Below are 21,914 nucleotides of genomic sequence, written 5' to 3'. Positions count from 1 at the left end.
AACCATGAATCACATCTCAGACATTCAGCAACTGGAAAGCCAACTGCGTAGCGCCATGTTGAATTCGGATATCAATTTGCTGGATAGACTGTTGTCGCCTCAACTGATATTCACCAATCACCTGGGGCAAGTGCTCGGCAAAGCAGAGGATCTGCATGCCCACAGCTCAGGCCTGCTCAACATCACTCGGATAGACATCCTGGCCGAAGAGATACGGCTGCATCAGGGGACTACGATAGTGTCGGCGGAGGTGAATATTCAAGGCAGCTATGCCAAAGCGCCGACCAACGGCCGTTTTCGCTTTACCCGGGTTTGGCTGCACAGGACAACCGGCTGGCAACTGATAGCGGCTCACTCGAGCCTGCTGGTTTGAGCACTGGGTTTTACGACGAACTACTGATTTCATGGTGACCATTTTATGACCAAAAACCCACAGCAGACCAGGCTATGCCAATATCAGCAGCATATGCTGATGACAAAGCTCGAGGCTGAGCCAGGCAAGTTGAAACTCGTCTGGCGCAGCAGGCAAACGCAACTGAAATACGCGCTTTGGGGACTACTGGCGATGCTTGCCGGAATTCTGGGAGTACTGGTGTTGGACCCCGCCAGACAGGACACTTGGTTTACGGCTGCCATCATAGCTATAGTGCTGGGGCTCAGCGGCATCATCATGGGCCTGAACCTCTACCGCCTGCTCAAACCCGTTACTCTGGATCTGCAACAGGGCTGCTTCTTCCGGGGCGGAAAAAGCAAGCCTCTCAGTCAACTCTGCCGCATAGAGGTGCAACGCAATACCTATAACGAAAGATTCAGAAGTCACATGCTTGAACACCTGACTGACGAAGAGCTCATAAGTGTCAGCGTGGTACTCTGTTTTGCTGAGCGTGAGCGACTCGGTTTTGGCCTGTTCAAACCTCAAAAGCAGGCCACAGACAAGGCCAGAGCCTACGCACAAACACTCGCCGAACTGATAGGCTTTAACGGCGAAATAACAGTTACCCAGGGTTCAGGCCTGGGCCGTTAAGTTACGCTACTCTTTAGCCAAGCCTGACAAACCAAAGGGGCCAGCTGTTAACTTAATTCAATGATTATGTTGATATATTTATACACACAAAAACAAAGGGAATTAGATTTGCGCTCGGAGGATGGCAGCGTTAAGGTATCGCGGCGAATCATAACTACCAAGAAGGAACCATGATCGACAGTAAGCAGCGATATTTTGCCGAGCAAGATATCAAAGCCCCCGCCACCCCTCTTCCCAAACACGCCTTGTTCAATACCCTAAGCGACCTGATAGTCGCTCTCTGTTTTCTACTGGGCAGCTTCTTTTTTCTCACAGATGTTCACACTATTATCGGCGCCTGGCTGTTTGTAATAGGCAGTGTTCAGCTACTGATAAAGCCCCTGGTCACCCTGCTGAACTGGTGGCGCTGACAGATTAATCTGCCACCAATATATCAGGGCTTTTGCCATACACTCGCCCCCAGGCAGAAGCCCTGCCACCATTGCTCCACACTTTACCCAGCCGATAAACGCAACGCATTGCCAAGGGCTATTTCTCTGATAGTATATGTATAAATTCACAGTAATCCGGTGCTAAAGGTTTGCAGAGACTGGATCTTATTGCTATCACCGAGCTCAAGGGCGTAGCCGCTAAAATGGCTGAGAAACTGCACAAGCTCGGAATCAACACGGTACAGGATCTGCTGTTCCACCTGCCGCTGCGCTACGAAGACAGAACCCGCATCTACCCCATAGCCAGCCTTACTCCCGGCAGCTACGGCACCATAGAAGCCGAAATTCAGTCCAGCCAGATCATCAATGGCCGCAAGCGTATGTTGATCTGCAATGTCCGTGATGACAGCGGCACCATGACCCTGAGGTTCTTCAATTTCTCAGCCGCCCAGCGCAATGCCATGCAACAAGGTCTGACCATTAGAGCCTACGGCGAAGTGCGCCGAGGTAACCACCAGGCCGAGATCATTCATCCGGATTACAAGATACTCAAGGGCGACGAACCGCCCAACCTCAGTGAAACCCTGACACCCATCTATCCCACCACTGAAGGGCTCAAGCAGGCCAGTTGGATGAAATTGACCGAGCAGGCTCTAAACCTGCTGCAGGAGGACGGACTGCAGGAGTTGCTGCCCGAGGCGCTGCGCCCCAATCAGCAAAGCCTGGCTCAGGCGGTGCGCACCCTGCATAGGCCCCCGGCGGATGTCGATATCTACCGTCTGGAACAGGGGCAACACCCGGCGCAGCAACGCCTGGTGCAGGAAGAACTGCTGGCGCATAACCTGTCTATGCTCAAGCTCAGGGAGCGCAGTAATCATGACAAAGCCGTGCCTTTGCCCGCCACCGGCGCTTTACTCAATCCCTTCCTCGCCGCCTTGCCCTTTAAACCTACGGGGGCGCAGCAGCGAGTGGTGGCAGATATCGGCCGCGATATTGAAAAGCCGCAACCCATGATGCGCCTGGTTCAGGGCGATGTTGGCTCGGGCAAGACCCTGGTGGCGGCCATGGCCGCACTGCAGGCGATAGAAAACGGTTATCAGGTGGCCATGATGGCGCCCACAGAGCTGTTGGCCGAGCAACATGCAATTAATTTCAGTCAATGGCTGGAGCCATTGGGGCTCAAAGTCGGCTGGCTGGCGGGCAAGCTCAAGGGCAAGGCCAGGGCCCAGTCGCTGGAGGATATCGCCTCCGGCAGTGCCCACATGGTGATAGGTACCCACGCCATCTTTCAAGAGCAGGTACAGTTTCACAAGCTGGCGTTGATCATCATAGATGAGCAACACAGATTCGGCGTACATCAGCGCCTGGGGCTGAGAGAGAAAGGCATCAGCCAGGGTTTTCATCCCCACCAGCTGATCATGACGGCGACCCCTATTCCCCGCACCCTGGCGATGACCGCCTATGCGGACCTGGATACCTCCATCATCGACGAGTTACCGCCGGGGCGAACCCCGGTCACCACAGTGGCCATCAGTGACAGTCGGCGTCAGGAGGTGATCGACAGGGTACGTCAGGCGGCGCTCAATGACGGTCGCCAGGCCTACTGGGTCTGCACCCTTATCGAAGAATCCGAAGTGCTCGAATGCCAGGCAGCCGAAGACACCTGCGAAGAACTGCGTGCCGCCCTGCCGGAGCTGAGCATAGGCCTGGTTCATGGCCGTATGAAGAGCGCCGAAAAACAACAAGTCATGGACAGCTTCAAACGCGGCGAACTCAAGTTGTTGGTGGCCACCACAGTCATTGAAGTGGGGGTCGATGTGCCCAACGCCAGTCTGATGATCATCGAGAACCCGGAGCGGCTGGGGCTGGCGCAGTTGCACCAGTTGCGCGGCCGGGTCGGTCGTGGCGCCGTGGCCAGCCACTGCGTCCTGCTGTACAAGGCGCCGTTGTCACACACGGCCACCAAACGGCTTGGAGTATTGCGCCAGAGCAACGACGGCTTTGTCATTGCCCAAAAAGATCTGGAGATCCGCGGCCCGGGTGAAGTACTGGGCACCCGCCAGACAGGTATAGCCGATATGAAGGTGGCCGATCTGGTACGGGATCAGGCGCTTATTCCTCACATCCAGAAACTGGCTCGCCACGTGATGAGCCAGGCACCGGAGAATGTCGATGCCATCATTCAGCGTTGGCTGGGCGACCGGCAGCAGTATGTTCAGGCCTAGTGCGCTAAAAAGGTCACAAAGTTGCCGAGAGTTCAGCCGGGATTCAAGTCAATCACCACAGGATCTGCTCTACTGGCAATATTTCACAAATAAATCCTGCTGCCAGGCGGCCGAACGCTGGACAAGATGGCCAATATTTGCAGAATGGGAGAGGCGCTGCCTCACAGGTATCAATGAAAGGAAATCCAATGCAAGTCAATCAAGAAGATAGAATCGCGCCGCAGGAAAAGTCCTCTGGCAACAGTGGCATTGCTATCATCCTATTGGTGTTGGTATTGCTGATTGCAGGAGGAGCCTACTACTATTTCAGCGGCGAACAAGAGCCGCAGCAAGCAGCAGAGCCCACCCAGGTTGAACTCCCCGAACCCGCTCCCAGCGAACCGCTGCAAACCCAAGTCCAGGTGCCTGAACCTGAAACCGTACCCGAGCCAGAACCTGAAGTGGTTCAGCCCGAAGTCGAGCAGGAACAACCTCTGCCTTCACTGGCCGAAAGTGATGAATATGTTCATGAAAAGGCCGTGGCAATGGCTGATGGCATGAAGATAGAGCCACTGCTGGTTGAACAAGATCTGGTACGCCAGTTCGTGGTGTTTGTCGATAATCTGGCCCAAGGCGAACTGGCCCGTAAAACCAGTCCGATGAAAGGCCCGAGCGACACCTTCACAGTATCTGAAATCTCCAACAAGACCTATCTGGATCCGGATAGCTACCACAGATACGACCTTTACGCCGACTTCCTCACCGGCCTCAACGACGAGCAGTTGCTCAACACCTATCGTCAGTTGTCGCCGCTGCTGGAGCAGGCCTTCGATGAGCTGGGTTACCCCAACCTCAAATTCGATGAGCGGATGCAACAAGCCATCAAGGTGCTGTTGGCAACCCCAGTGATAGAAGATCCTATCGAGCTGTACGCCATCAGCGTGAACTACAAGTTTGTCGATCCCAAACTGGAAGCCCTGCCCAACGCGCAGAAAATGCTGGTACGTATGGGTCCCGACAACACTCGTAAGATCAAGACGGTACTGCGGCGGCTGCAGAGCCAGCTGAGCAACTGAGCGGCATCTGAATCACCCGGCGCCCGCCGGGTGATTCCCTTGTTAGCGAAAAGTTGTAACTGATCTTTAGCTGTAACCTAAACCCCTTCTTAAAACCCGTACTTTCAGTGTAGAATATGGCCCTTTGTACCGGTGTTTCAGAGGGAACGGGCAATCGGTACGGCGGTCGCATTCCGACCCGACAGATTCACTCCCTCACGACCCGTAAGGGATAGCAACAAAGATCTGTGTCAGAGGCAAAGCAGTGCAACTAGCGTTCAGTATTCTCTCCTGGGGAGCCTGGTCCCCGGAGTATCAACAGCAGCAAGATTGGCAGCAGTGGCAAAGTAGCAACTGCGCCCTTGATGACAGCGATCGCATTGCCCCCAAGTTACCCCAGGTTGCCGCCATGCAGCGGCGCCGTTTCAGCCGCCTGAGCAAGATGATGCTGGAAGCCGCCTTTCAGGCTGAAGCCCCCAGCCAATGCCGCAGCGTATTTGCCTCGCGCCATGGCGAACTCAATCGCACCATAGAACTGCTGCAGGATATTATTGCCAGGCAGCCACTCTCTCCCATGGGTTTCAGCCAATCTGTTCACAACACCGCCAGCGGTCTGTTTGGCATAGTCACGGGTAACACAGGCGCTTCAACTTCAGTGGCGGCGGGCACAGATACCCTGTCCCAAGCCATGTTGGAAGCCTGGGCCCAGTTGGCCGAGGACCCCAGCCCCCTGCTATTGGTGTTCGGCGATGACCCTGTGCCGCCAGTCTATGATGAATTTACCCAAGAGATGGAACTGCCGCTGGCCTTGTCTCTGCAGCTGGCCCCGGCCAATGTTACCGGCATAGCCCGAGTTACCCTGAGCCAGCAGACCGGCGCCGGGCAGCCGCTGAGCTTCGGCGCCCTGCTGCAGGCACTGGCAAACGGCACGGCAATCCAGGGGCAACTGGCCCATTGGCATTGGCAGCTGGAACCCTCAAGGGAGCCGCTATGACAGCCCCGGAAACCGGTATCGGCTATTTTCCCCGTTGGCTCGCCGGCATCAGCTGTTATATCGCCTTCGGCCTCGGCGGCTTGCTGAGCTCCTTGACCATTTTACCTGTGCTGAGGTTCTGGCCCGGCGAGCGCGATGTGCGCATTCAAAGAGTACAAAAAGCAGTGCACTACATGTTCCGCGGCTTCGTGCATATGTTGACCTGGGCCGGCGTGGTCAGGGTCAGCACGGTAAATCTGCAGCGATTACGGCAGGCCAAAGGCATGGTGGTGATTGCCAATCACCCCACCCTCATAGATGTGGTGGTGTTAATCAGCCTGATGCCCAATGCCGGCTGCATAGTAAAACAGGGACTGTGGCGTAACCCCTTTCTGCGCGGAGTCGTCTCCGCCGCCGGCTATATTCCCAATCGCGGCGCCGAGCTGCTGCTACAGGACTGCCGTGAAGTGTTGGCCAGAGGCACCAATCTGATCATCTTTCCCGAGGGCACCCGCACGGTAAAAGGCGCAGTGATCAATCCCTTTGCCCGCGGTTCGGCCAATATCGCCCTACGCACCGGGGCCGATATTCTGCCAGTGGTACTCAGGGTGGTTCATCCCGGACTCACCAAACAGGATCCCTGGTACGAAATCCCGAGACGCACCATACAGATGCAAGTGGAAACCGGGGCAAGCATAGCGCATCTGAGGTATGATGCCGAAAGCGGTGGCGATGCCCGGATGGCGCGCCAACTCACCAGAGATCTGGAAACCTATTACAAACAACAATTAGATATAAATTATGAGCTTACATAACGAAATTAAACAGCTAATCATAGATTGCCTCGATCTTGAGGATATCAGTATCGACGATATAGATACCGAAGCACCGCTGTTCGGTGAGGGGTTGGGACTGGATTCCATCGATGCACTTGAGCTGGGCTTGGCGATCAAGAAACAGTTCGACGTCAAGATCGAAGCCAACTCAGAGGCAACCAAGGCCCACTTTTACAGTGTTGCCAGCCTTGCCGCGTTTATCGAATCCCAGCGCGCGTAGGAGGTGCTCATGCAAAGCCGTGAACAGATATTGGAAATGCTGAGCAAGATCCTGGTCGATGAGTTTGAAGTGGATGCCGAGGCGATAACCCCTGAGGCTTCCCTCTATGAAGAGCTGGATCTGGACAGCATAGATGCGGTGGATCTGGTGATCAAACTGCAGCAGCTGACCGGCAAAAAGATCCAGCCCGATGAATTCAAGTCGGTACGGACGGTCAACGACGTGGTTAACGCCATCGAGGGACTGGTTAAAGACTGATGCGTGCCCTGGCTCAGACAGTCACGGCCCTGTTGCTGCTGGGATATCCCCTGGCGGTATATCTGGGGCTGAACTATCTGCCGGGCAATGGCCTGGCACTCTTGCTGGCGGCCTTGCTCGGTGCCAGGTTGCTGCTGGGGAAGCAAAAGCTCAAGGCGCTGGCCGCCCCGGTCGTTCTGGGGTTACTGCTGGCGCTCGGCAGCCTGCTCGCCAAGCGTCAGGACTGGCTGCTGTACTACCCTGTGCTGGTCAATGCCTGCATGCTGGTGCTGTTTGCCTCTTCGCTGCTTAAAGGTCCCAGCATGGTGGAACGTCTGGCCAGGTTGGCCGAGCCGGATCTGCCCGAGGAAGCCAGGCCCTACCTGGTAAGGGTCACACAACTCTGGTGCGGTCTGTTTGTCTTCAACGGCGGCACGGCGGCTTATACGGCGCTGTTTACCAGCCTGGAGACCTGGACCCTGTACAACGGCCTGATAGCCTATCTGCTGATGGGGCTGCTCGGTGGCGGAGAATGGCTCTATCGCCACTTTTGTCTGAAGCGATCATAAAGGGACAGTTATGACAGAGTTATTGAAAACCTGGCTTACCCAAGGCCCCGCAGGGCAACAACTGATCAGTTTTAACCACCATGACATAGTCACGGGTTCACTGTTCGCCACCCAGGTCTATCATCTGCATCAGCGCCTGCAAGCCCGGCCGGAAAAGCGTTGGTTACTGGCCTGCGACAGCAGCGATCTGTTCGCCGTTGGCCTCTGCGCCGCCCTGTTGTCGGGCAAGCAGATCATACTGCCGGCCAACACTCAGCCGGGTACTCTCAGCGAACTGACCCAGGAGTTTGATGCCATAGTGTCAGACCGCCCCCTGTGTGAGGGCAAGATCTGGCTCGAGCTGAAAAAAGAGCTGTCACTGCCCCACTCGCCCTGGCCGCAGATGGCCGAGGGGGATGAGTTCGGCGAACTGCTGCTGTTCACCTCAGGCTCCAGCGGCCAACCCAAGGCGGTTCGCAAGCGTCTGCAGCAACTGGATGCCGAAGTCAGTGTGTTGGAGCAGACCTTCGCCGCTCACCTGCCACACTGCAGCGTGATTGCCACCGTCAGCCACCAGCATATCTATGGCTTGCTGTTTAAGATTCTCTGGCCACTGGCGGCCAGTCGCCCCTTCCTCAGCGATCTGGTGGAATACCCGGAAACCCTGAGTTATTACACCGCCCTATTTCCCAACCTGTGCCTGATCAGCAGCCCGGCGCAGCTGTCGAGGCTGCCGGATGCGCTGGAGCATGAACGCCAGCTGCACACTCCCAGCCTGATCTTCAGCTCCGGCGGGCCCCTGAGCCTGGAAGCCGCCCAAGGGGTCAAGCGCTGCTACGGTAGCCTGCCAATCGAGGTCTACGGCAGCACGGAAACCGGCGGCATAGGTTATCGGCGCCAACAGAGCAGCGACACGCCCTGGCAGGCCTTTGCCCCCATGGAGCTGAGCAATGACAGCGACGGCGCTTTGCTGCTGCGCTCGCCCTATCTCGAAGACGACGGCCAATACCGCTGTGAAGACAAGGTTCGGCTGCTGGGCGAAGGCCAATTCTGCCTCGAAGGCCGCTTGGACCGCATCGTCAAGATAGAGGAAAAGCGCCTGTCTCTGGTGCAGATGGAAACCTTGCTCAACGCCCATCCCTGGGTGACCCAATCGCATCTGGTGCTGCTGGAAAACCCCAGGGTACAACTGGGCGCGGCGGTAGAGCTTTCCGCCGCCGGTAAGGCACAGCTGGAAGCCGAGGGCAAACTCAGCATCAACAACGCCCTCAAGGCCCATCTGCTGAGCCAATTTGAACGTGTGACTCTGCCAAGGCGCTGGCGCTATCCACAGCAGCTGCCGCTCAACGCCCAGGGCAAGTTGCTCAAAAACGATATTCTTGAGCTGTTTGATCATGATTAAGTCTGTTCTTCCGCCCATTCTTCAACACCGGCATCAGGACAATGAAGCCAGTTGGTGCCTGAGCATTCCGGCCGAGCTGCCTATGTTTGCCGGCCACTTTCCCGGCCAGCCGGTATTGCCCGGCGTGACTCAACTGGACTGGGCCGTGCGTCTCGGCAGCCAGGCATTCGGCTATGATGCCGAAGTCGCGGTACTCGAGGTGCTCAAGTTTCAGCAACTGCTGTTGCCGAATATGCAAGTCACCCTCAGCATCAGCAATAACCCCGCCAAGGGCAAATTGAGCTTCAGCTACAGCGACGGCGAACAGAAGTTCGGCTCGGGTCGTATCGCCTTCAAGACAGAGGCCAAGCAATGAAGCTGGCGCTGATCATCCCCAATTACAACCACAGGGGCCATATCGCTGCGACGCTGGAAGCCCTCAAACCACTGGGGCTGCCCTGCTTTTTGATCAACGACGGCAGCGACGATGAGACCCGCTATCTGTTGCAACAGTTGGCCGAACAACACAGCGACTGGGTCAGCCTGCTGCATCACCCTTATAACCGCGGCAAGGGCGCCGCCGTGATGACAGGCCTGCGCGCCGCCTGGGCCACGGGTTTTTCCCATGGCCTACAGGTGGACGCCGACGGCCAACATAATCTGGAAGATATTCCGGCGCTGATAGCCAGAGCACAGCTCAACCCCAAGGCGCTGATCTCCGGCCTGCCGCAATATGATGATTCCGTGCCCAAGGGTCGGCTCTACGGCCGTTACCTGACCCATTTTTGGGTCTGGGTCGAGACCCTGAGCCTGGATATCCGCGATTCCATGTGCGGCTTTCGAATCTATCCACTGGCGGCCACCGAGGCCCTGCTTAGCAGCGAAGCCCTCGGCGAGCGGATGGACTTTGATATCGAAGTCATGGTGCGTCTCTACTGGCGCGGTGTTGCCATAGAACATATTCCCACCAAGGTGATCTACCCGGAAGACGGCAGCAGCCATTTTCAGGGGCTGGCCGACAATGTAAGGATCAGCAAGCTGCACACCAGGCTGTTTTTCTCCATGCTGTGGCGCAAGCTCAAGGGGCAGAAACTGGGGCCAACCCAAGCGGCACAAGACAACCCCCAAGGCGCTCATTGGTCTAACGTCAAGGAGCGGGGCAGCTACTGGGGTATCAAGCTGCTGGCCGAAAGCTATCGTTTCGGCGGCCACTGGCTGGCACGGGCGATCATGTACCCGGTGATCTGTTATTTCTTTATCACGGGGCGACAGGCCCGCGAGGCGTCACAAGCGTTTCTAAAGCGGGTACAGGCACTGGAGCCACAGCACCCGAGCCTCAGTCAGCCGGTGACTTGGCGCGACAGCCTGCGCCACTTCTTCGCCTTTGGCAATGCCGCGCTGGATCGCATCGATGCCTGGTGCGATCGCATTCGCTTGCAGCAGGTGGAGTTCAGCGACCGTCAGCAGCTGGCCGAGCAGTTACAAAGCGGCCAGGGAGCCGTGTTGCTGGTGTCTCACCTTGGCAATATCGAGCTGTGCCGCGCCATCTCCATTCACCAGCGCAAGGTGAAGGTCAATGTGATGGTGATGACCCGCAATGCCGAAAACTTCAACCGGGTGCTCAAGCAGCTGAACCCGGACAGTGAACTCAACTTACTCCAGGTCACCGAACTCAATCCGGCCACCTCCATGTTGTTGCAAAGTAAGGTCGAGGCCGGAGAATTGGTGGTGATTGCCGCCGACCGCACCTCCAGCCACAGCCCGGGTCGCACGGTGAAAGTGCCGTTCCTCGGCGAAATGGCGCCCTTCCCCCAGGGCCCCTTTATTCTGGCCGGTCTGCTGGACTGCCCCATCTACACCATGTTCTGCCTGCGGGAGCAGCAGGGCTATAAGGTCTGGCTCGAGCCCTTCGAGCAGAGCCTCAAAGGCCCGAGAGCCAAGCGGCAGCAGCGACTGCAACAGGCAGCAGGCCTCTATGCCCAGCGACTGGAACATTTTGCCCGCAAGGCACCACTGCAGTGGTTTAACTTTTTTGATTTTTGGCGGCAGGACCAAGTTGCTGACCGCCCCAAGGACAATTCATGAGCGCAACAGTTCTGGCCGCCAAGACGGTCGGCTTCGGCCAAACATCACTGACATTGGAACAGGTGGTCGCCATCGCCAAAGGAGCGCCGGTAACCCTCAACGCCAGTGCAGAGTACCGTGACTATATCCAGCGCGGCGCCCGCTTTATCGACAGCCTGCTTCATGAAGAAGGCGTGGTCTATGGGGTCACCACAGGCTACGGCGATTCCTGTACCGTCAATGTCGGCCCGGATCTGGTACACGAATTGCCGCTGCATCTGTCGCGCTTTCATGGTTGCGGCATGGGCAAGGTGCTGGAGATCCCCCAGGCCAGAGCCGTGATGGCCTGTCGCCTCAACTCACTGGCCGTGGGTAAGTCCGGTGTCAGCTATGAGCTGCTGGAGCGTATAGCCCTGCTGCTGAATCTCAACATAGTGCCGGTGATCCCGGAGGAAGGCTCTGTGGGTGCCAGCGGCGATCTCACGCCACTGTCTTATCTGGCCGCCGTACTGGTTGGCGAGCGGGAGGTCTTCTATCAAGGACAGCGCCGCGCCACCAGCGAGGTCTACGCCGAACTTGGGATCAGCGCCCTCAAGCTCAGGCCCAAAGAGGGCCTGGCACTGATGAACGGCACCGCCGTGATGACGGCGCTGGCTTGTCTGGCCTATGACAGGGCCGAGTACCTGAGCCGCCTGTGCGCCCGCATTACCGCCATGGCCTCACTGACGCTCAAGGGCAACTCCAACCATTTCGACGAGATACTGTTTGCCGCCAAGCCGCATCCGGGGCAGAACCAGGTCGCGGCCTGGATCCGTGAAGACCTCAACCACCATGAGCACCCACGCAACTCTGACCGACTGCAGGACAGATATTCGATTCGCTGCGCGCCGCACATTATCGGGGTCTTGGCCGATGCCCTGCCCTTTATGCGCCAGTTTATCGAGACCGAACTCAACAGCGCCAACGACAACCCGATAGTGGACGGCGAGGGGGAACATATTCTCCACGGTGGCCACTTCTATGGCGGCCATATCGCTTTTGCCATGGACAGCCTCAAGAATGCGGTGGCCAATTTGGCGGACCTGCTGGACAGGCAGATGGCTCTGGTGATGGATCCCAAATTCAACAACGGCCTGCCGGCCAACCTGTCGGCCAGCCAGGGCGAGCGCAGCCCCATCAACCACGGTTTCAAGGCAGTACAGATAGGTTGCTCGGCCTGGACCGCCGAGGCACTGAAACACACTATGCCCGCCAGCGTGTTCTCGCGCTCTACCGAGTGCCACAACCAGGACAAGGTCAGCATGGGCACCATTGCCGCCCGTGATGCCCTGCGGGTATTGGAACTGACCGAGCAGGTGGCCGCCGCCGCACTGCTGGCCATGAGTCAGGGGATCCGCCTGCGCCTGCTCGGCGGTGAACTGGAACGTGAGTCGCTGACCGAGTCAGTAGCTACCACCCTGGCGCAGCTGGAAGCCGACTTTGAACTCTTGATTGAAGACAGGCCGCTGGAAGCCTTGTTGCGGCAAACCCTGGCCAAGATCCAAGCCGGGGAGTGGGAGGTGTGCCGATGAAAGCCATCCTCAGCACTGAAATAGAGCTGGAGATCCCCTTCCACGATGTCGATTCCATGGGCATTACCTGGCACGGCAACTATCTGCGTTATTTTGAGATAGCCCGCTGCAAGCTGCTGGACAGGTTCGACTACGGCTACAGCCGAATGCAGGAGTCAGGTTACGCCTGGCCGATAGTAGATCTGCAGCTGAAATACGTCAAACCCAGCCGTTTCGAGCAGAAGATCCGGGTGAGTGCCGCCTTGGTTGAGTGGGAAAATCGGCTGAAGATTAACTACCAGATTTGCGACGCCACCAGCGGTGAGCGCCTCACCAAGGGCTACACCATACAGGCCGCAGTGGATATGCAGACTCAGGAACTGTGCTTGGTGACCCCGCCGGTATTCCGCGAGCGCCTGGCGCCCTTCATCGCGGCCGCCGAGGCCAAACCATGAAACCCTCAGCTTTCGGCTTTCGGCTCACTCGGCAGCCCGCCTTACTGCTTGGGCTGCTGGGACTGGTTTGGTTTGGTGCCGCTTGCAGCAACATGGCTTTAGGGGAAGTGGCGCCAGCCACTATGGCATTAGGAGAAGTGGCGCCAGCCACTATGGCATTGGGAAAAGTGGCGCCGGCTGATAACACTCAGACAGAGCCGGTGGCAGTATTGGCCGCCGAAGCCAAGGGAAAAATCAGGCCGGAGGCGCAGGCATTCGACAAACTCTTTGCCAACCTGGCCACAGAGCAGGCCCTGCAGCAGTTAAGCACTAAGATGGCTCTCAGCGACAGCAGCCGAGGCCAGTTTGAGCAAGTGCGCTGGCTCAGGGTACTGAAGCAGCCACTTCGCAGCAGCGGCGAATTTCTGTTTCAGCGAGAGCTGGGCATGCTCTGGCAACAGCAGACTCCCTTCGGCAACCTCTTGCTGCTGAAACAGGGCGAGCTTATCCAGCAGGACAGCCAAGGCAAGCTCAGTGTTACCAAGGCCAATGCCGGCCCGGCGGCCGTGGCTGAAATGCTGCCGCGCATGATGCAATCCCTGCTCTCCGGTGATATTCAGGCATTGAGCCAGGGGTTTGAACTCTATCTGCTCAATGACCAAGCGGGTCATTGGCAACTGGGACTCAAGGCCAAGGAGCAGACAATGGCGGCTCTGCTGCCGCAAATGGTGCTCGAAGGCAATCAGGATCTCGAATCTCTGACCCTGCTGGCCAAGAACGGCGATATCAGCCAGATATTCTTCTCTGAACTGGATAAATCCCCACTCAATGACAGCGAGCGCGCTCGCTTCTTTCCCGAGGTGACCCCCTGATGTCGCCTCGCCCTGAACCCGCTCGTCCCTGGCTCTCGGCGCCGGTTGGCCTGCTGTTGTGGCTGGGGCTGCTGACGCTGCTTATTCTGCTTGGCGTCTGGCAGTGGCAACAGGGCGGCCGTATTCAGAGCGATATTCTCGCCATGCTGCCCAAGGTACAGGAAGATCCGCTCGCCGAAGCGGCGCTGAAACGCATGGAGCAGAAACTGGGCAATCAAGTGTATATCGGCCTGATTGCCAAGGATAAGCCTCAGGCGATCGACGCCGGCAAACAGCTACTGAGTGCGCTGGAAAAGGAGCAAGGCGCCTTTAAGAGAGTGCGCAGCGCCGAGGCCGACAGCTTCAGCGCTCTGGGGCGTTTCTATTTCCCCTATCGCATGGGGCTGCTCAGTGACAGCCAGAGGCAGCAACTCGCTAGCGGTGAATTAACCACTCTGATTCAAAACGCGCAGCAACAGCTCTATAGCGCCTTTGGCGCCGCCGGCAGCGACCTGATTGCCGAAGATCCGCTGTTGCTGTTCCCCGACTGGCTCAAGTCGCTGGCCGAGGGCCGCAGTCTCACCCAGGCAGATGGCATACTGTTGGCGCCAACGCCGCAAGGCCAGTATGCTGCCATAGTGATGGCCGAGGGCATAGGCAGCGCCTTTAACCCGCAGCAACAGGCCACCCAGCTCAAGGCACTGGAGCAGGCCTTGGCGCCTCTGCCGCAAGATATTCGAGTGCTCAAGGCCGGCGCCCTGTTTCATGCCGCGGCCGCCACAGAATCGGCCAAGAGCGAGATCAACCGTATCGGATTAGTCTCCCTGCTTGGAGTGATCCTGCTGGTGCTGCTGGCGTTTCGCTCCTTGATGCCGCTGACGGTGGCACTGCTCACCCTGGGCAGTGGATTTCTGGCGGCGACGGTCACTACCCTGACACTGTTTGGCGAACTGCATCTGCTGACACTGGTGTTCGGCACCAGCCTTATCGGAATCGCCATCGACTACAGCTTTCACTTCTACTGCGAGCGCTTGCAACATCCCAAGGCTTCTCCCAGGCAGGTGATTGGCCTGATATTCCCGGCCGTGACCCTGGCCTTGATCACCAGTGTCGGCGCTTACCTGGGCATAGGCCAGGCGCCTTTTCCCGGCATGCAACAAGTGGCCGTGTTCTGTGCCAGCGGGCTGATTTTCACCTGGCTGACACTGCTGCTGGCTTACCCGGCCATAGCCGCCAGCCCTTTGCTTGCCGGAGACAGCCGCCTGGCGCTGGCTGGACGCTTGCTGAATCTCTGGCAAGCTCTCGGTCGGCGCAGCAGTCTGTTAATCCTGGTGCCACTGGGGTTACTGCTGCTGTTTGGCGGCATTAACCTCAAGGCCAACGATGATATCCGCGCGCTGCAGAGCAGCCCACCAGCAGTCAGCGAGCCGGAAAATACTCTCAGGCAACTGCTGAGTGGCGGCACAGACAACCAGTTCCTGCTGGTCCGAGGTGACAGCGCCGAGGAGATGCTGCAGCGTCTCGAACAGCTGGCGCCCGGGCTCGAGCGTTTGATTGCTGAAGGCAAACTCGGCAACAGCGTGAATATCGCCCGCTATTTGCCGAGCATCAAACGCCAGCAGCAAGATCATCAGTTGCAGGGGCTTATCTATCGCCAAACAGACAAGGTTTTGGACACCCTGGGGCTGAACGCCGAGCTGGCCGGGCCGCTCTCGAGGCAATGGGCCGAATTCCAGCCGCTCTCGGCCACAGACTGGCTCACCAGTGAAGGGGCTAAATCCTCAGGGCTGAGTGACCTCTACCTCGCCCCCACTGACGGAATAACGGCTCACGCCGCCATAGTGCTGCTCGGTGGCATCCACGATCTCGACGCCCTCAAGCAGCTGGCAAGCAGCAACCCGGGCGCGCAGTTGGTCGACAAGGTCGCCGATATCTCGGCGCTGATGGCCAAATACCGTCAATTGACCCTGCTGATGCTGGCACTGGCACTGACACTAGCGGCGGTGATTTTCAGCTGGCGCTTTGGTTTGCGCCGCGGCCTTTGGGTGGCGCTGGTGCCGACTCTGGCGGCGATTCTGACTCTGGGCGCCCTTGGCTGGCTCGGCAGCGGCTTGACCCTGTTTCATGCCCTGGCACTGGTGTTGGTGTTCGGCATAGGCGTGGACTACAGCCTGTTTTTTGCCGAAGCTAAACAGCATCCCAGAGGCGTGATGTTGGCGGTGCTGATGTCTGCCGCCTCAACCCTGCTGGCCTTTGGCCTGCTGGCTTTGAGTGACACCTATGCCATTGCCGCCTTTGGCATGACCCTGGCGCTGGGCATAGGTTTTACCCTGTTACTCGCTCCCCTAACCTCAACTCTTACAAGGAATGCAAAGTGAACACTGCCAATGCCGTGGAACAAGTCGATGTGGTAATTATCGGTGCCGGGCCATCCGGCTCGGTCGCGGCCAGCCTGCTGAAACAACAAGGAGTAGATGCTCTGGTGCTGGAGCGGGCCCAATTTCCACGCTTTTCCATCGGAGAGAGCCTGCTGCCCTGCTGCATGACAGTGCTGGAGCAGGCTGGGATGACAGAAGCCGTAGCCGAGGCCGGGTTTCAGTTTAAAAACGGCGCCGCCTTTCGGCGCAACGGCCGCTACACCACCTTTGATTTCAGTGACAAGTTTACCCCGGGCCCCGGCACCACCTTTCAGGTTCCCCGAGGCCAGTTCGACAAACTGCTGGCCGACACCGCCAGTACCCAAGGGGTAGAGATACGTTATGGCCAGACGGTCACCGCGGTAGATCTCAGCGCAGAACCACGGCTGACAGTGGCAGACGAAAATGGACGAGTCTATTCAGTGCAGGCCAAATATCTGCTGGATGCCAGTGGCTTTGGCCGGGTACTGCCAAGATTGCTACAGCTGGAATGCCCCTCCAGCCTGCCGGCCCGCTCGGCCATCTTTACCCATATTGAGGACAATATCAGCGACCCGGAGTTTGACCGTAACAAGATCCTTATCAGCGTGCATCCGCGCAACAAGGATATCTGGTATTGGTTGATCCCCTTCAGTAACGGCACCTGTTCGCTGGGGGTGGTGGCCGAACCGCATCTGCTGGCAAGACTCGAAGGCAGCCTGGAGCAGCAACTGCGCACCATAGTCAATGAAGAGCCAGGGCTGGAGGCGCTGCTTAAGGACGCCAGAGTGATCCGCGACTGCGCCACCTTGAAGGGCTATTCGGCCAATGTCAGCACCCTGGCCAGCGACAAGTTTGCCCTGCTGGGCAATGCCGGTGAGTTTCTCGACCCGGTATTCTCCTCCGGGGTGACCATAGCCATGCACTCGGCCAGTCTGGCCTGCGACTGTCTGGTACGCCAACTCAAGGGGGAAGCGGTAGACTGGCAGCAGGATTATGCCGAGCCCTTGATGCTGGGGGTCAACACCTTCCGCACCTATGTGGAAGCCTGGTATGACGGCAGATTCCAGGAGGTGATCTTCTTTGAAGACGCCAACCCCAAAATAAAACAGATGATTTGCTCTATCCTGGCGGGCTACGCCTGGGACAGCAACAACCCCTTTGTCAGTGAATCCCGGCGCAGATTGGATCTGGTGGTGAACCTCTGCCGCGACGCCGTCGAGGAAGCCTTATGACAGCCGCTGTCACCCGCTTGCTACTGCTTGCCACTGTGCTGGTTGGCCTGAGTGGCTGCAGCCAGCTATTGTATCGCCAAACCTGCGTTGCCCTGGCAAAGGATGTCAGTTATTGTCTGGCGCCGCTGCCGCTGAACCAGGCCGCGCCCAAGGGACAAACCTCTGATACCAAGGCTGCCAAAGACGCAAAGCAGCCAGATGAGCCCCAGGGCAGTGACTCGGTTCAAGCTCAAACTTTGGAGCAAACGCTCAGTCTCAGCCAGCAGGTGCGGCTGCAACGAGGGGAGCAGAGCCATGAGCTTATCAGCCAACTGGAACTGCAGCCGCAGCAGATGACTGTGGTGGGGCTGGCACCTCTGGGCCAAGCACTGTTTACCTTGATCTACGATGGACATACACTGACCAGCGAGCAGAGTGTGCTGCTCGGCAATGAGTTTAAAGCAGAATATCTGCTGGCCTTGCTGCAGCTCATCTATTGGCCGGAGGAAAAGCTGAACGCTTATCTGGATGGTGCCAGGGTGAAACTGGAAGATTGCGCCGCCGTCCTGTGCCGGGTATTGCTGAGCAATGACAATCGCGAGCTGATACGGATAAGTTACTCCAGCCCCGACATCTGGCATGCGGAAGTGGCCATGAACATGCCGCAGGCCGATTTAAAACTGAACATTAAGCCCCTGTAATGGATACAGGGCCGGATCCCAAAACAGAGATATGACAACTACAGCCATAAATCATGCGGGTTTTTGTACCCCTCTCGGCAACCGGGCCGACGAGGTGCTTAACGCCTTGCTCGCCGGTGACAGCCGCGGCATGGTCAGCCGCGACAACCTGTTGTTTGAACGGCCGGCCATAGTCGGGGTAGTGAACAGCGAATTACCGGCCATTCCCGCCGAGTTTGCCGACTATGACTGTCGTAACAACGCCCTGTTGCTGTGTGCCGCGCTGCAAATTACCCCGGCGGTGGAAGCCGCCAAGGCCAAATATGGCAAGGAGCGCATCGCGGTTGTCATAGGCACCAGCACCTCAGGGATCTCCAAGGGCGAAGAGGCACTGGAGTACCGCAATCGCCACGGCCATTTCCCTTCGGATTACCACTATTTTCAGCAGGAGCTGGGGGGTACCAGTCGCTTCCTGCAAGCCTGGTTCAAGCTGAGCGGTCCCTGTTACACACTGTCGACGGCCTGCTCCTCCAGCGCCAAGGTGTTTGCCGCCGGTAAACGGCTGTTGGACGCCGGACTGTGCGACATGGTGATAGTCGGCGGGGTCGACAGCCTGTGCCAATTGACCCTCAACGGCTTCGATGCGCTTGAGTCTGTCTCCAAGGGGCACTGCAATCCTTTTAGCGCCAACCGCGACGGCATCAACATAGGTGAAGGCGCGGCGCTGTTTACCCTGGAGAGAGGAAGCGGCCAGGTGCTGCTGTCCGGTGTCGGCGAGTCGGCCGATGCCCACCATATCTCGGCGCCCCATCCCGAGGGCAGCGGCGCAATTGCCGCCATGGAGATGGCACTCAAGCAGGCGGAGCTGACGCCTGATGACATCGACTATGTCAATCTGCACGGCACTGCCACCCCCAAGAATGACGCCATGGAAAGCCGCGCCATGCACTCGGTATTTGCCGAAGCACTGCCGCCTTGCAGTTCCACCAAGCCCTTGACCGGCCACGCACTGGGCGCCGCCGGGGCATTGGAAGCGGTATTCTGCTGGCTGCTGTTGTCGCCCCTCAACCCTGATGGACAACTGCCGCCGCATCTGTGGGATGGTGAGCAGGATGGCAAGGATCCCGCACTGCCGCTGGTCAAACAGGGCAGCCGCCACTCTCTGAATCACCTGATGAGTAACTCCTTCGCCTTTGGCGGCAGCAATGCCAGCCTGATCTTCAGCCGTGGAGCCCCGGAATGACCCAGCCTTTAACCGAGCGTGATATCGCCGATTTTCTGCCCCACAGGGCGCCCATGATACTGATAGACGCCGTGGTCGAGCACAGCCAAGACAGGCTGCTGACCAAGGTGAAGATTAGTGAGCAGAGCCCCTATTTCGATGACGCCCGAGCTCTGGTGCCCAATTATGTCGGCATAGAATATATGGCCCAGAGCATAGCAGCACTGGCCGGAGTGGAAGCCGAGGCCCGCGGTGATATTATCCGGGTCGGTTTTTTGCTGGGCAGCCGTAAGCTCAGCATGCATATCCCGGGATTCCTGCCCGGACGCGAATACCTGACTCAGGTGCAGCGCCTCTATCAGGAAGACACGGGACTGGCAGTGTTCGACTGCCGCATCTTTGATGGCGACACAGAGATCGCCAGCGCCAATGTAAACGTTTTTCAGCCCCAGGACACCCAGGCCTATATTGCCGGTAGTCTGGAGGCGATGCAGGGAGATTCCGCATGACACAGAGAGTTTTGGTCACAGGTTCCAGCCGCGGCATAGGCAAGGCTATCGCCCTGCGCCTGGCGCAGTCCGGCTTTGATATCGCCCTGCACTTTCATGCCAATCAAGCCGCCGCCGAGGCCAGCGCCGCCGAAATCCAAGCCTTGGGCGTCAAGGTCAGCCTGCTGCAGTTCGATGTCGCCGAGCGCCAGACCTGCCGCCAAGTCATTGAGGCCGACATAGAAGCCAACGGTGCCTATCACGGCCTGGTTCTCAATGCCGGAATCGCCCGCGATACGGCTTTCCCGGCGATGACAGAGGCCGAGTGGGACGGTGTCATCCACACCAATCTCGATGGTTTCTACAATGTGATCCATCCGGCGCTGATGCCGATGATCCAACGGCGCAAGGGCGGCCGCATCATTACGCTGTCTTCGGTTTCCGGTTTGGCCGGTAACCGTGGCCAGGTGAACTACAGCGCCTCCAAGGCGCTGGCACTGGAGCTGGCCAAACGTAAGATCACGGTCAACTGCATCGCTCCCGGGATTATCGAAACCGAAATGGTCGATGCCTTCAGCCCCGAACTGGTACAGCAACTGGTGCCGTTGCGGCGCATGGGCCAGCCTGCAGAGATAGCTGCCCTGGCCAACTTCCTGATGTCTGACGAAGCCGGTTATATCACCCGCCAGGTGATCTCGGTCAACGGAGGCATGCTATGAGCCGTAGGGTGGTGATTACCGGCATGGGCGGCATTTCCGCCCTGGGCCAGGATTGGGACAGCGTCAAGGCCAGGCTGCAGGCAGGCCAAAATGCCGTGGTTCGCATGGATGAATGGGACAGGTTCGATGGCCTGCACACCCGTCTGGCGGCGCCGGTCAGCGACTTCAGCACTCCGGCACACTATTCGCGCAAGAAGATCCGCTCCATGGGGCGGGTGTCTCTGATGGCCACCCGCGCCAGTGAAATGGCGCTGGAGGATGCCGGCCTGTTGCATGATCCTCTGATAGCCTCAGGCGCCATGGGCATAGCCTACGGCTCTTCCACCGGCAGTACAGATCCCATCACCGCCTTTGGCGACATGCTCAAACACGGCGATATGAGCGGCGTCACCGCCACCAGCTATATCCGCATGATGGCCCATACCACGGCGGTCAATGTCGGGGTATTTTTCGGCCTCAAGGGGCGGGTATTAACCACCAGTAGCGCCTGTACGTCCGGCAGCCAGGGCATAGGTTATGCCTATGAAGCCATCAAGTATGGCCAGCAGGATTTGATGCTGGCGGGTGGCGGCGAAGAACTCTGCCCCACAGAAGCGGTCGTGTTCGACACCCTGTTTGCCACCAGTACCCGCAACGACACTCCTGAATTGACCCCCAGGCCTTTCGATCGCGACCGGGACGGCCTGGTGATAGGCGAAGGCGCCTGCACCCTGGTGCTCGAAGAGCTGGAGCATGCCAAGGCCAGAGGCGCCCGCATCTACGCCGAGGTGCTGGGCTTTGGTACCAACTCAGACGGCCTGCATGTGACGCAACCTAACGCCGACACCATGGAAAAGGCGATTCGGCTGGCGCTCAAAGATGCCAAGATAGCGCCGCAGCAGATAGGCTATGTCAACGCCCACGGTACGGCCACCGACCGCGGCGATGCCGCCGAGAGCCGGGCTACTGTCGCAGTATTTGGTGAGCAGATGCCGATTTCATCGCTGAAGAGCTATACCGGCCATACCCTGGGCGCTTGCGGCGCGCTGGAGGCCTGGTGGAGCATTATGATGATGCGTGACGGCTGGTTTGCCCCCACCATCAACCTGGAGAATGTTGCCGAGGATTGCGCCGAGCTGGATTATATTCGCGCCGAAGGCCGGGCACTGGATACCGACTTGGTGATGAGCAATAACTTTGCCTTTGGTGGCATCAATACTTCGCTGATCTTCCGCCGCTGGCAGGACTGAGCTTAGCCCCAGGAAGCCCTAGAAAACCAGAGGCAGCCCTAGAAAACCAGAGGAAGCCCAAGAAAGCTTTAGCGGAATGCATCGGCACTGCAGGCCTCTTTTCAGGTTCATCGCGGATCTCCGGGGAACGCCTCTCTGACTTTCAGAAAGAAGTATTC

General features: G+C 58.1%; 23 protein-coding genes. All 23 read left to right on the top strand.

Annotation, left to right across the window (positions count from 1 at the left end; translation table 11 throughout):
- Positions 1-4 precede the first annotated feature (4 nt).
- The 23 genes from ON072_RS18570 to ON072_RS18460 all read left to right on the top strand — a co-directional run bounded on the left by ON072_RS18570 (position 5) and on the right by ON072_RS18460 (position 21,756).
- The gene (locus tag ON072_RS18570) at positions 5-373 is read left to right on the top strand and encodes a nuclear transport factor 2 family protein (RefSeq protein WP_274626137.1); all 369 of its coding nucleotides are present in this window, start codon (positions 5-7) and stop codon (positions 371-373) included.
- A gap of 45 nt (positions 374-418) precedes the next feature.
- A complete protein-coding gene (locus tag ON072_RS18565; protein WP_045283266.1) occupies positions 419-1,024 on the top strand; it encodes a hypothetical protein in 606 nt (201 codons plus the stop codon).
- Between the two features lie 170 nt (positions 1,025-1,194).
- Positions 1,195-1,434 (top strand): YrhK family protein, encoded by a 240-nt coding sequence (locus ON072_RS18560; RefSeq protein WP_037474551.1) that lies wholly within the window; start codon positions 1,195-1,197, stop codon positions 1,432-1,434.
- A 170-nt stretch (positions 1,435-1,604) separates the two neighbouring features.
- A complete protein-coding gene (gene recG / locus ON072_RS18555; protein WP_025010126.1) occupies positions 1,605-3,680 on the top strand; it encodes an ATP-dependent DNA helicase RecG in 2,076 nt (691 codons plus the stop codon).
- Positions 3,681-3,868: 188 nt separating this feature from the next.
- Positions 3,869-4,735 carry a DUF3014 domain-containing protein gene (locus ON072_RS18550; RefSeq protein WP_261753095.1) on the top strand — a complete coding sequence of 289 codons (867 nt, stop codon included), beginning with the start codon at positions 3,869-3,871 and terminating at the stop codon, positions 4,733-4,735.
- Positions 4,736-4,979: 244 nt separating this feature from the next.
- On the top strand, positions 4,980-5,708 hold the full coding sequence (locus ON072_RS18545) for a beta-ketoacyl synthase chain length factor (RefSeq protein WP_054744177.1): 729 nt from the start codon (positions 4,980-4,982) through the stop codon (positions 5,706-5,708).
- Positions 5,705-6,502, top strand: a complete 798-nt coding sequence (locus ON072_RS18540) for a lysophospholipid acyltransferase family protein (protein WP_144380212.1) — start codon at positions 5,705-5,707, stop codon at positions 6,500-6,502. The genes ON072_RS18545 and ON072_RS18540 overlap by 4 nt, the downstream gene beginning before the upstream one ends.
- Positions 6,489-6,743, top strand: coding sequence for a phosphopantetheine-binding protein (locus ON072_RS18535; protein WP_025010130.1), 255 nt, complete (start codon positions 6,489-6,491; stop codon positions 6,741-6,743). The genes ON072_RS18540 and ON072_RS18535 overlap by 14 nt, the downstream gene beginning before the upstream one ends.
- A 9-nt stretch (positions 6,744-6,752) precedes the next feature.
- Positions 6,753-7,001 (top strand): acyl carrier protein, encoded by a 249-nt coding sequence (locus ON072_RS18530; protein ID WP_025010131.1) that lies wholly within the window; start codon positions 6,753-6,755, stop codon positions 6,999-7,001.
- A complete protein-coding gene (locus ON072_RS18525) occupies positions 7,001-7,549 on the top strand; it encodes a COG4648 family protein (protein WP_144380211.1) in 549 nt (182 codons plus the stop codon). Before ON072_RS18530 ends, ON072_RS18525 begins: the two co-directional genes overlap by 1 nt.
- A gap of 10 nt (positions 7,550-7,559) precedes the next feature.
- Positions 7,560-8,930 carry an AMP-binding protein gene (locus ON072_RS18520; RefSeq protein ID WP_144380210.1) on the top strand — a complete coding sequence of 457 codons (1,371 nt, stop codon included), beginning with the start codon at positions 7,560-7,562 and terminating at the stop codon, positions 8,928-8,930.
- Positions 8,923-9,285 (top strand): ApeI family dehydratase, encoded by a 363-nt coding sequence (locus ON072_RS18515; protein WP_044735409.1) that lies wholly within the window; start codon positions 8,923-8,925, stop codon positions 9,283-9,285. The genes ON072_RS18520 and ON072_RS18515 overlap by 8 nt, the downstream gene beginning before the upstream one ends.
- The gene (locus ON072_RS18510) at positions 9,282-10,994 is read left to right on the top strand and encodes a glycosyltransferase family 2 protein (protein ID WP_144380209.1); all 1,713 of its coding nucleotides are present in this window, start codon (positions 9,282-9,284) and stop codon (positions 10,992-10,994) included. Before ON072_RS18515 ends, ON072_RS18510 begins: the two co-directional genes overlap by 4 nt.
- Complete coding sequence (locus ON072_RS18505; RefSeq protein WP_261753094.1) at positions 10,991-12,544, top strand: HAL/PAL/TAL family ammonia-lyase; 1,554 nt, start codon at positions 10,991-10,993, stop codon at positions 12,542-12,544. The genes ON072_RS18510 and ON072_RS18505 overlap by 4 nt, the downstream gene beginning before the upstream one ends.
- Entirely contained in the window at positions 12,541-12,978 is a 438-nt protein-coding gene (locus ON072_RS18500) for an acyl-CoA thioesterase (protein WP_107005770.1), read from the top strand. Before ON072_RS18505 ends, ON072_RS18500 begins: the two co-directional genes overlap by 4 nt.
- The gene (locus ON072_RS18495) at positions 12,975-13,829 is read left to right on the top strand and encodes a LolA family protein (RefSeq protein ID WP_261753093.1); all 855 of its coding nucleotides are present in this window, start codon (positions 12,975-12,977) and stop codon (positions 13,827-13,829) included. Before ON072_RS18500 ends, ON072_RS18495 begins: the two co-directional genes overlap by 4 nt.
- Positions 13,829-16,186, top strand: coding sequence for an MMPL family transporter (locus ON072_RS18490; protein ID WP_261753092.1), 2,358 nt, complete (start codon positions 13,829-13,831; stop codon positions 16,184-16,186). The genes ON072_RS18495 and ON072_RS18490 overlap by 1 nt, the downstream gene beginning before the upstream one ends.
- Entirely contained in the window at positions 16,183-17,439 is a 1,257-nt protein-coding gene (locus ON072_RS18485; RefSeq protein WP_062793396.1) for an NAD(P)/FAD-dependent oxidoreductase, read from the top strand. Before ON072_RS18490 ends, ON072_RS18485 begins: the two co-directional genes overlap by 4 nt.
- Positions 17,436-18,119, top strand: a complete 684-nt coding sequence (locus ON072_RS18480) for a DUF3261 domain-containing protein (RefSeq protein ID WP_096142504.1) — start codon at positions 17,436-17,438, stop codon at positions 18,117-18,119. Before ON072_RS18485 ends, ON072_RS18480 begins: the two co-directional genes overlap by 4 nt.
- A 31-nt stretch (positions 18,120-18,150) precedes the next feature.
- Entirely contained in the window at positions 18,151-19,341 is a 1,191-nt protein-coding gene (locus ON072_RS18475; RefSeq protein ID WP_096142505.1) for a beta-ketoacyl-[acyl-carrier-protein] synthase family protein, read from the top strand.
- Positions 19,338-19,829, top strand: a complete 492-nt coding sequence (locus ON072_RS18470; RefSeq protein ID WP_144380207.1) for an ApeP family dehydratase — start codon at positions 19,338-19,340, stop codon at positions 19,827-19,829. The genes ON072_RS18475 and ON072_RS18470 overlap by 4 nt, the downstream gene beginning before the upstream one ends.
- Complete coding sequence (locus ON072_RS18465; protein ID WP_274626136.1) at positions 19,826-20,527, top strand: 3-ketoacyl-ACP reductase FabG2; 702 nt, start codon at positions 19,826-19,828, stop codon at positions 20,525-20,527. The genes ON072_RS18470 and ON072_RS18465 overlap by 4 nt, the downstream gene beginning before the upstream one ends.
- Entirely contained in the window at positions 20,524-21,756 is a 1,233-nt protein-coding gene (locus ON072_RS18460; RefSeq protein ID WP_144218268.1) for a beta-ketoacyl-ACP synthase, read from the top strand. Before ON072_RS18465 ends, ON072_RS18460 begins: the two co-directional genes overlap by 4 nt.
- Positions 21,757-21,914 lie beyond the last annotated feature (158 nt).

This window comes from Shewanella sp. K8 (assembly GCF_028823715.1).
Lineage (GTDB): Bacteria > Pseudomonadota > Gammaproteobacteria > Enterobacterales > Shewanellaceae > Shewanella > Shewanella algae.
The sequence above is the reverse complement of the archived record's forward strand: the minus strand, read 5'-3'. Positions and strand labels throughout refer to the sequence as shown.

What these genes read in the sequence shown, in the direction of transcription:
- ON072_RS18570 (WP_274626137.1), top strand. Translation starts at nt 5, where the DNA reads ATGAATCACATCTCAGACATTCAGCAACTGGAAAGCCAACTGCGTAGC.
- ON072_RS18565 (WP_045283266.1), top strand. Translation starts at nt 419, where the DNA reads ATGACCAAAAACCCACAGCAGACCAGGCTATGCCAATATCAGCAGCAT.
- ON072_RS18560 (WP_037474551.1), top strand. Translation starts at nt 1,195, where the DNA reads ATGATCGACAGTAAGCAGCGATATTTTGCCGAGCAAGATATCAAAGCC.
- ON072_RS18550 (WP_261753095.1), top strand. Translation starts at nt 3,869, where the DNA reads ATGCAAGTCAATCAAGAAGATAGAATCGCGCCGCAGGAAAAGTCCTCT.
- ON072_RS18540 (WP_144380212.1), top strand. Translation starts at nt 5,705, where the DNA reads ATGACAGCCCCGGAAACCGGTATCGGCTATTTTCCCCGTTGGCTCGCC.
- ON072_RS18535 (WP_025010130.1), top strand. Translation starts at nt 6,489, where the DNA reads ATGAGCTTACATAACGAAATTAAACAGCTAATCATAGATTGCCTCGAT.
- ON072_RS18530 (WP_025010131.1), top strand. Translation starts at nt 6,753, where the DNA reads ATGCAAAGCCGTGAACAGATATTGGAAATGCTGAGCAAGATCCTGGTC.
- ON072_RS18525 (WP_144380211.1), top strand. Translation starts at nt 7,001, where the DNA reads ATGCGTGCCCTGGCTCAGACAGTCACGGCCCTGTTGCTGCTGGGATAT.
- ON072_RS18520 (WP_144380210.1), top strand. Translation starts at nt 7,560, where the DNA reads ATGACAGAGTTATTGAAAACCTGGCTTACCCAAGGCCCCGCAGGGCAA.
- ON072_RS18515 (WP_044735409.1), top strand. Translation starts at nt 8,923, where the DNA reads ATGATTAAGTCTGTTCTTCCGCCCATTCTTCAACACCGGCATCAGGAC.
- ON072_RS18510 (WP_144380209.1), top strand. Translation starts at nt 9,282, where the DNA reads ATGAAGCTGGCGCTGATCATCCCCAATTACAACCACAGGGGCCATATC.
- ON072_RS18505 (WP_261753094.1), top strand. Translation starts at nt 10,991, where the DNA reads ATGAGCGCAACAGTTCTGGCCGCCAAGACGGTCGGCTTCGGCCAAACA.
- ON072_RS18500 (WP_107005770.1), top strand. Translation starts at nt 12,541, where the DNA reads ATGAAAGCCATCCTCAGCACTGAAATAGAGCTGGAGATCCCCTTCCAC.
- ON072_RS18495 (WP_261753093.1), top strand. Translation starts at nt 12,975, where the DNA reads ATGAAACCCTCAGCTTTCGGCTTTCGGCTCACTCGGCAGCCCGCCTTA.
- ON072_RS18490 (WP_261753092.1), top strand. Translation starts at nt 13,829, where the DNA reads ATGTCGCCTCGCCCTGAACCCGCTCGTCCCTGGCTCTCGGCGCCGGTT.
- ON072_RS18480 (WP_096142504.1), top strand. Translation starts at nt 17,436, where the DNA reads ATGACAGCCGCTGTCACCCGCTTGCTACTGCTTGCCACTGTGCTGGTT.
- ON072_RS18475 (WP_096142505.1), top strand. Translation starts at nt 18,151, where the DNA reads ATGACAACTACAGCCATAAATCATGCGGGTTTTTGTACCCCTCTCGGC.
- ON072_RS18470 (WP_144380207.1), top strand. Translation starts at nt 19,338, where the DNA reads ATGACCCAGCCTTTAACCGAGCGTGATATCGCCGATTTTCTGCCCCAC.
- ON072_RS18465 (WP_274626136.1), top strand. Translation starts at nt 19,826, where the DNA reads ATGACACAGAGAGTTTTGGTCACAGGTTCCAGCCGCGGCATAGGCAAG.
- ON072_RS18460 (WP_144218268.1), top strand. Translation starts at nt 20,524, where the DNA reads ATGAGCCGTAGGGTGGTGATTACCGGCATGGGCGGCATTTCCGCCCTG.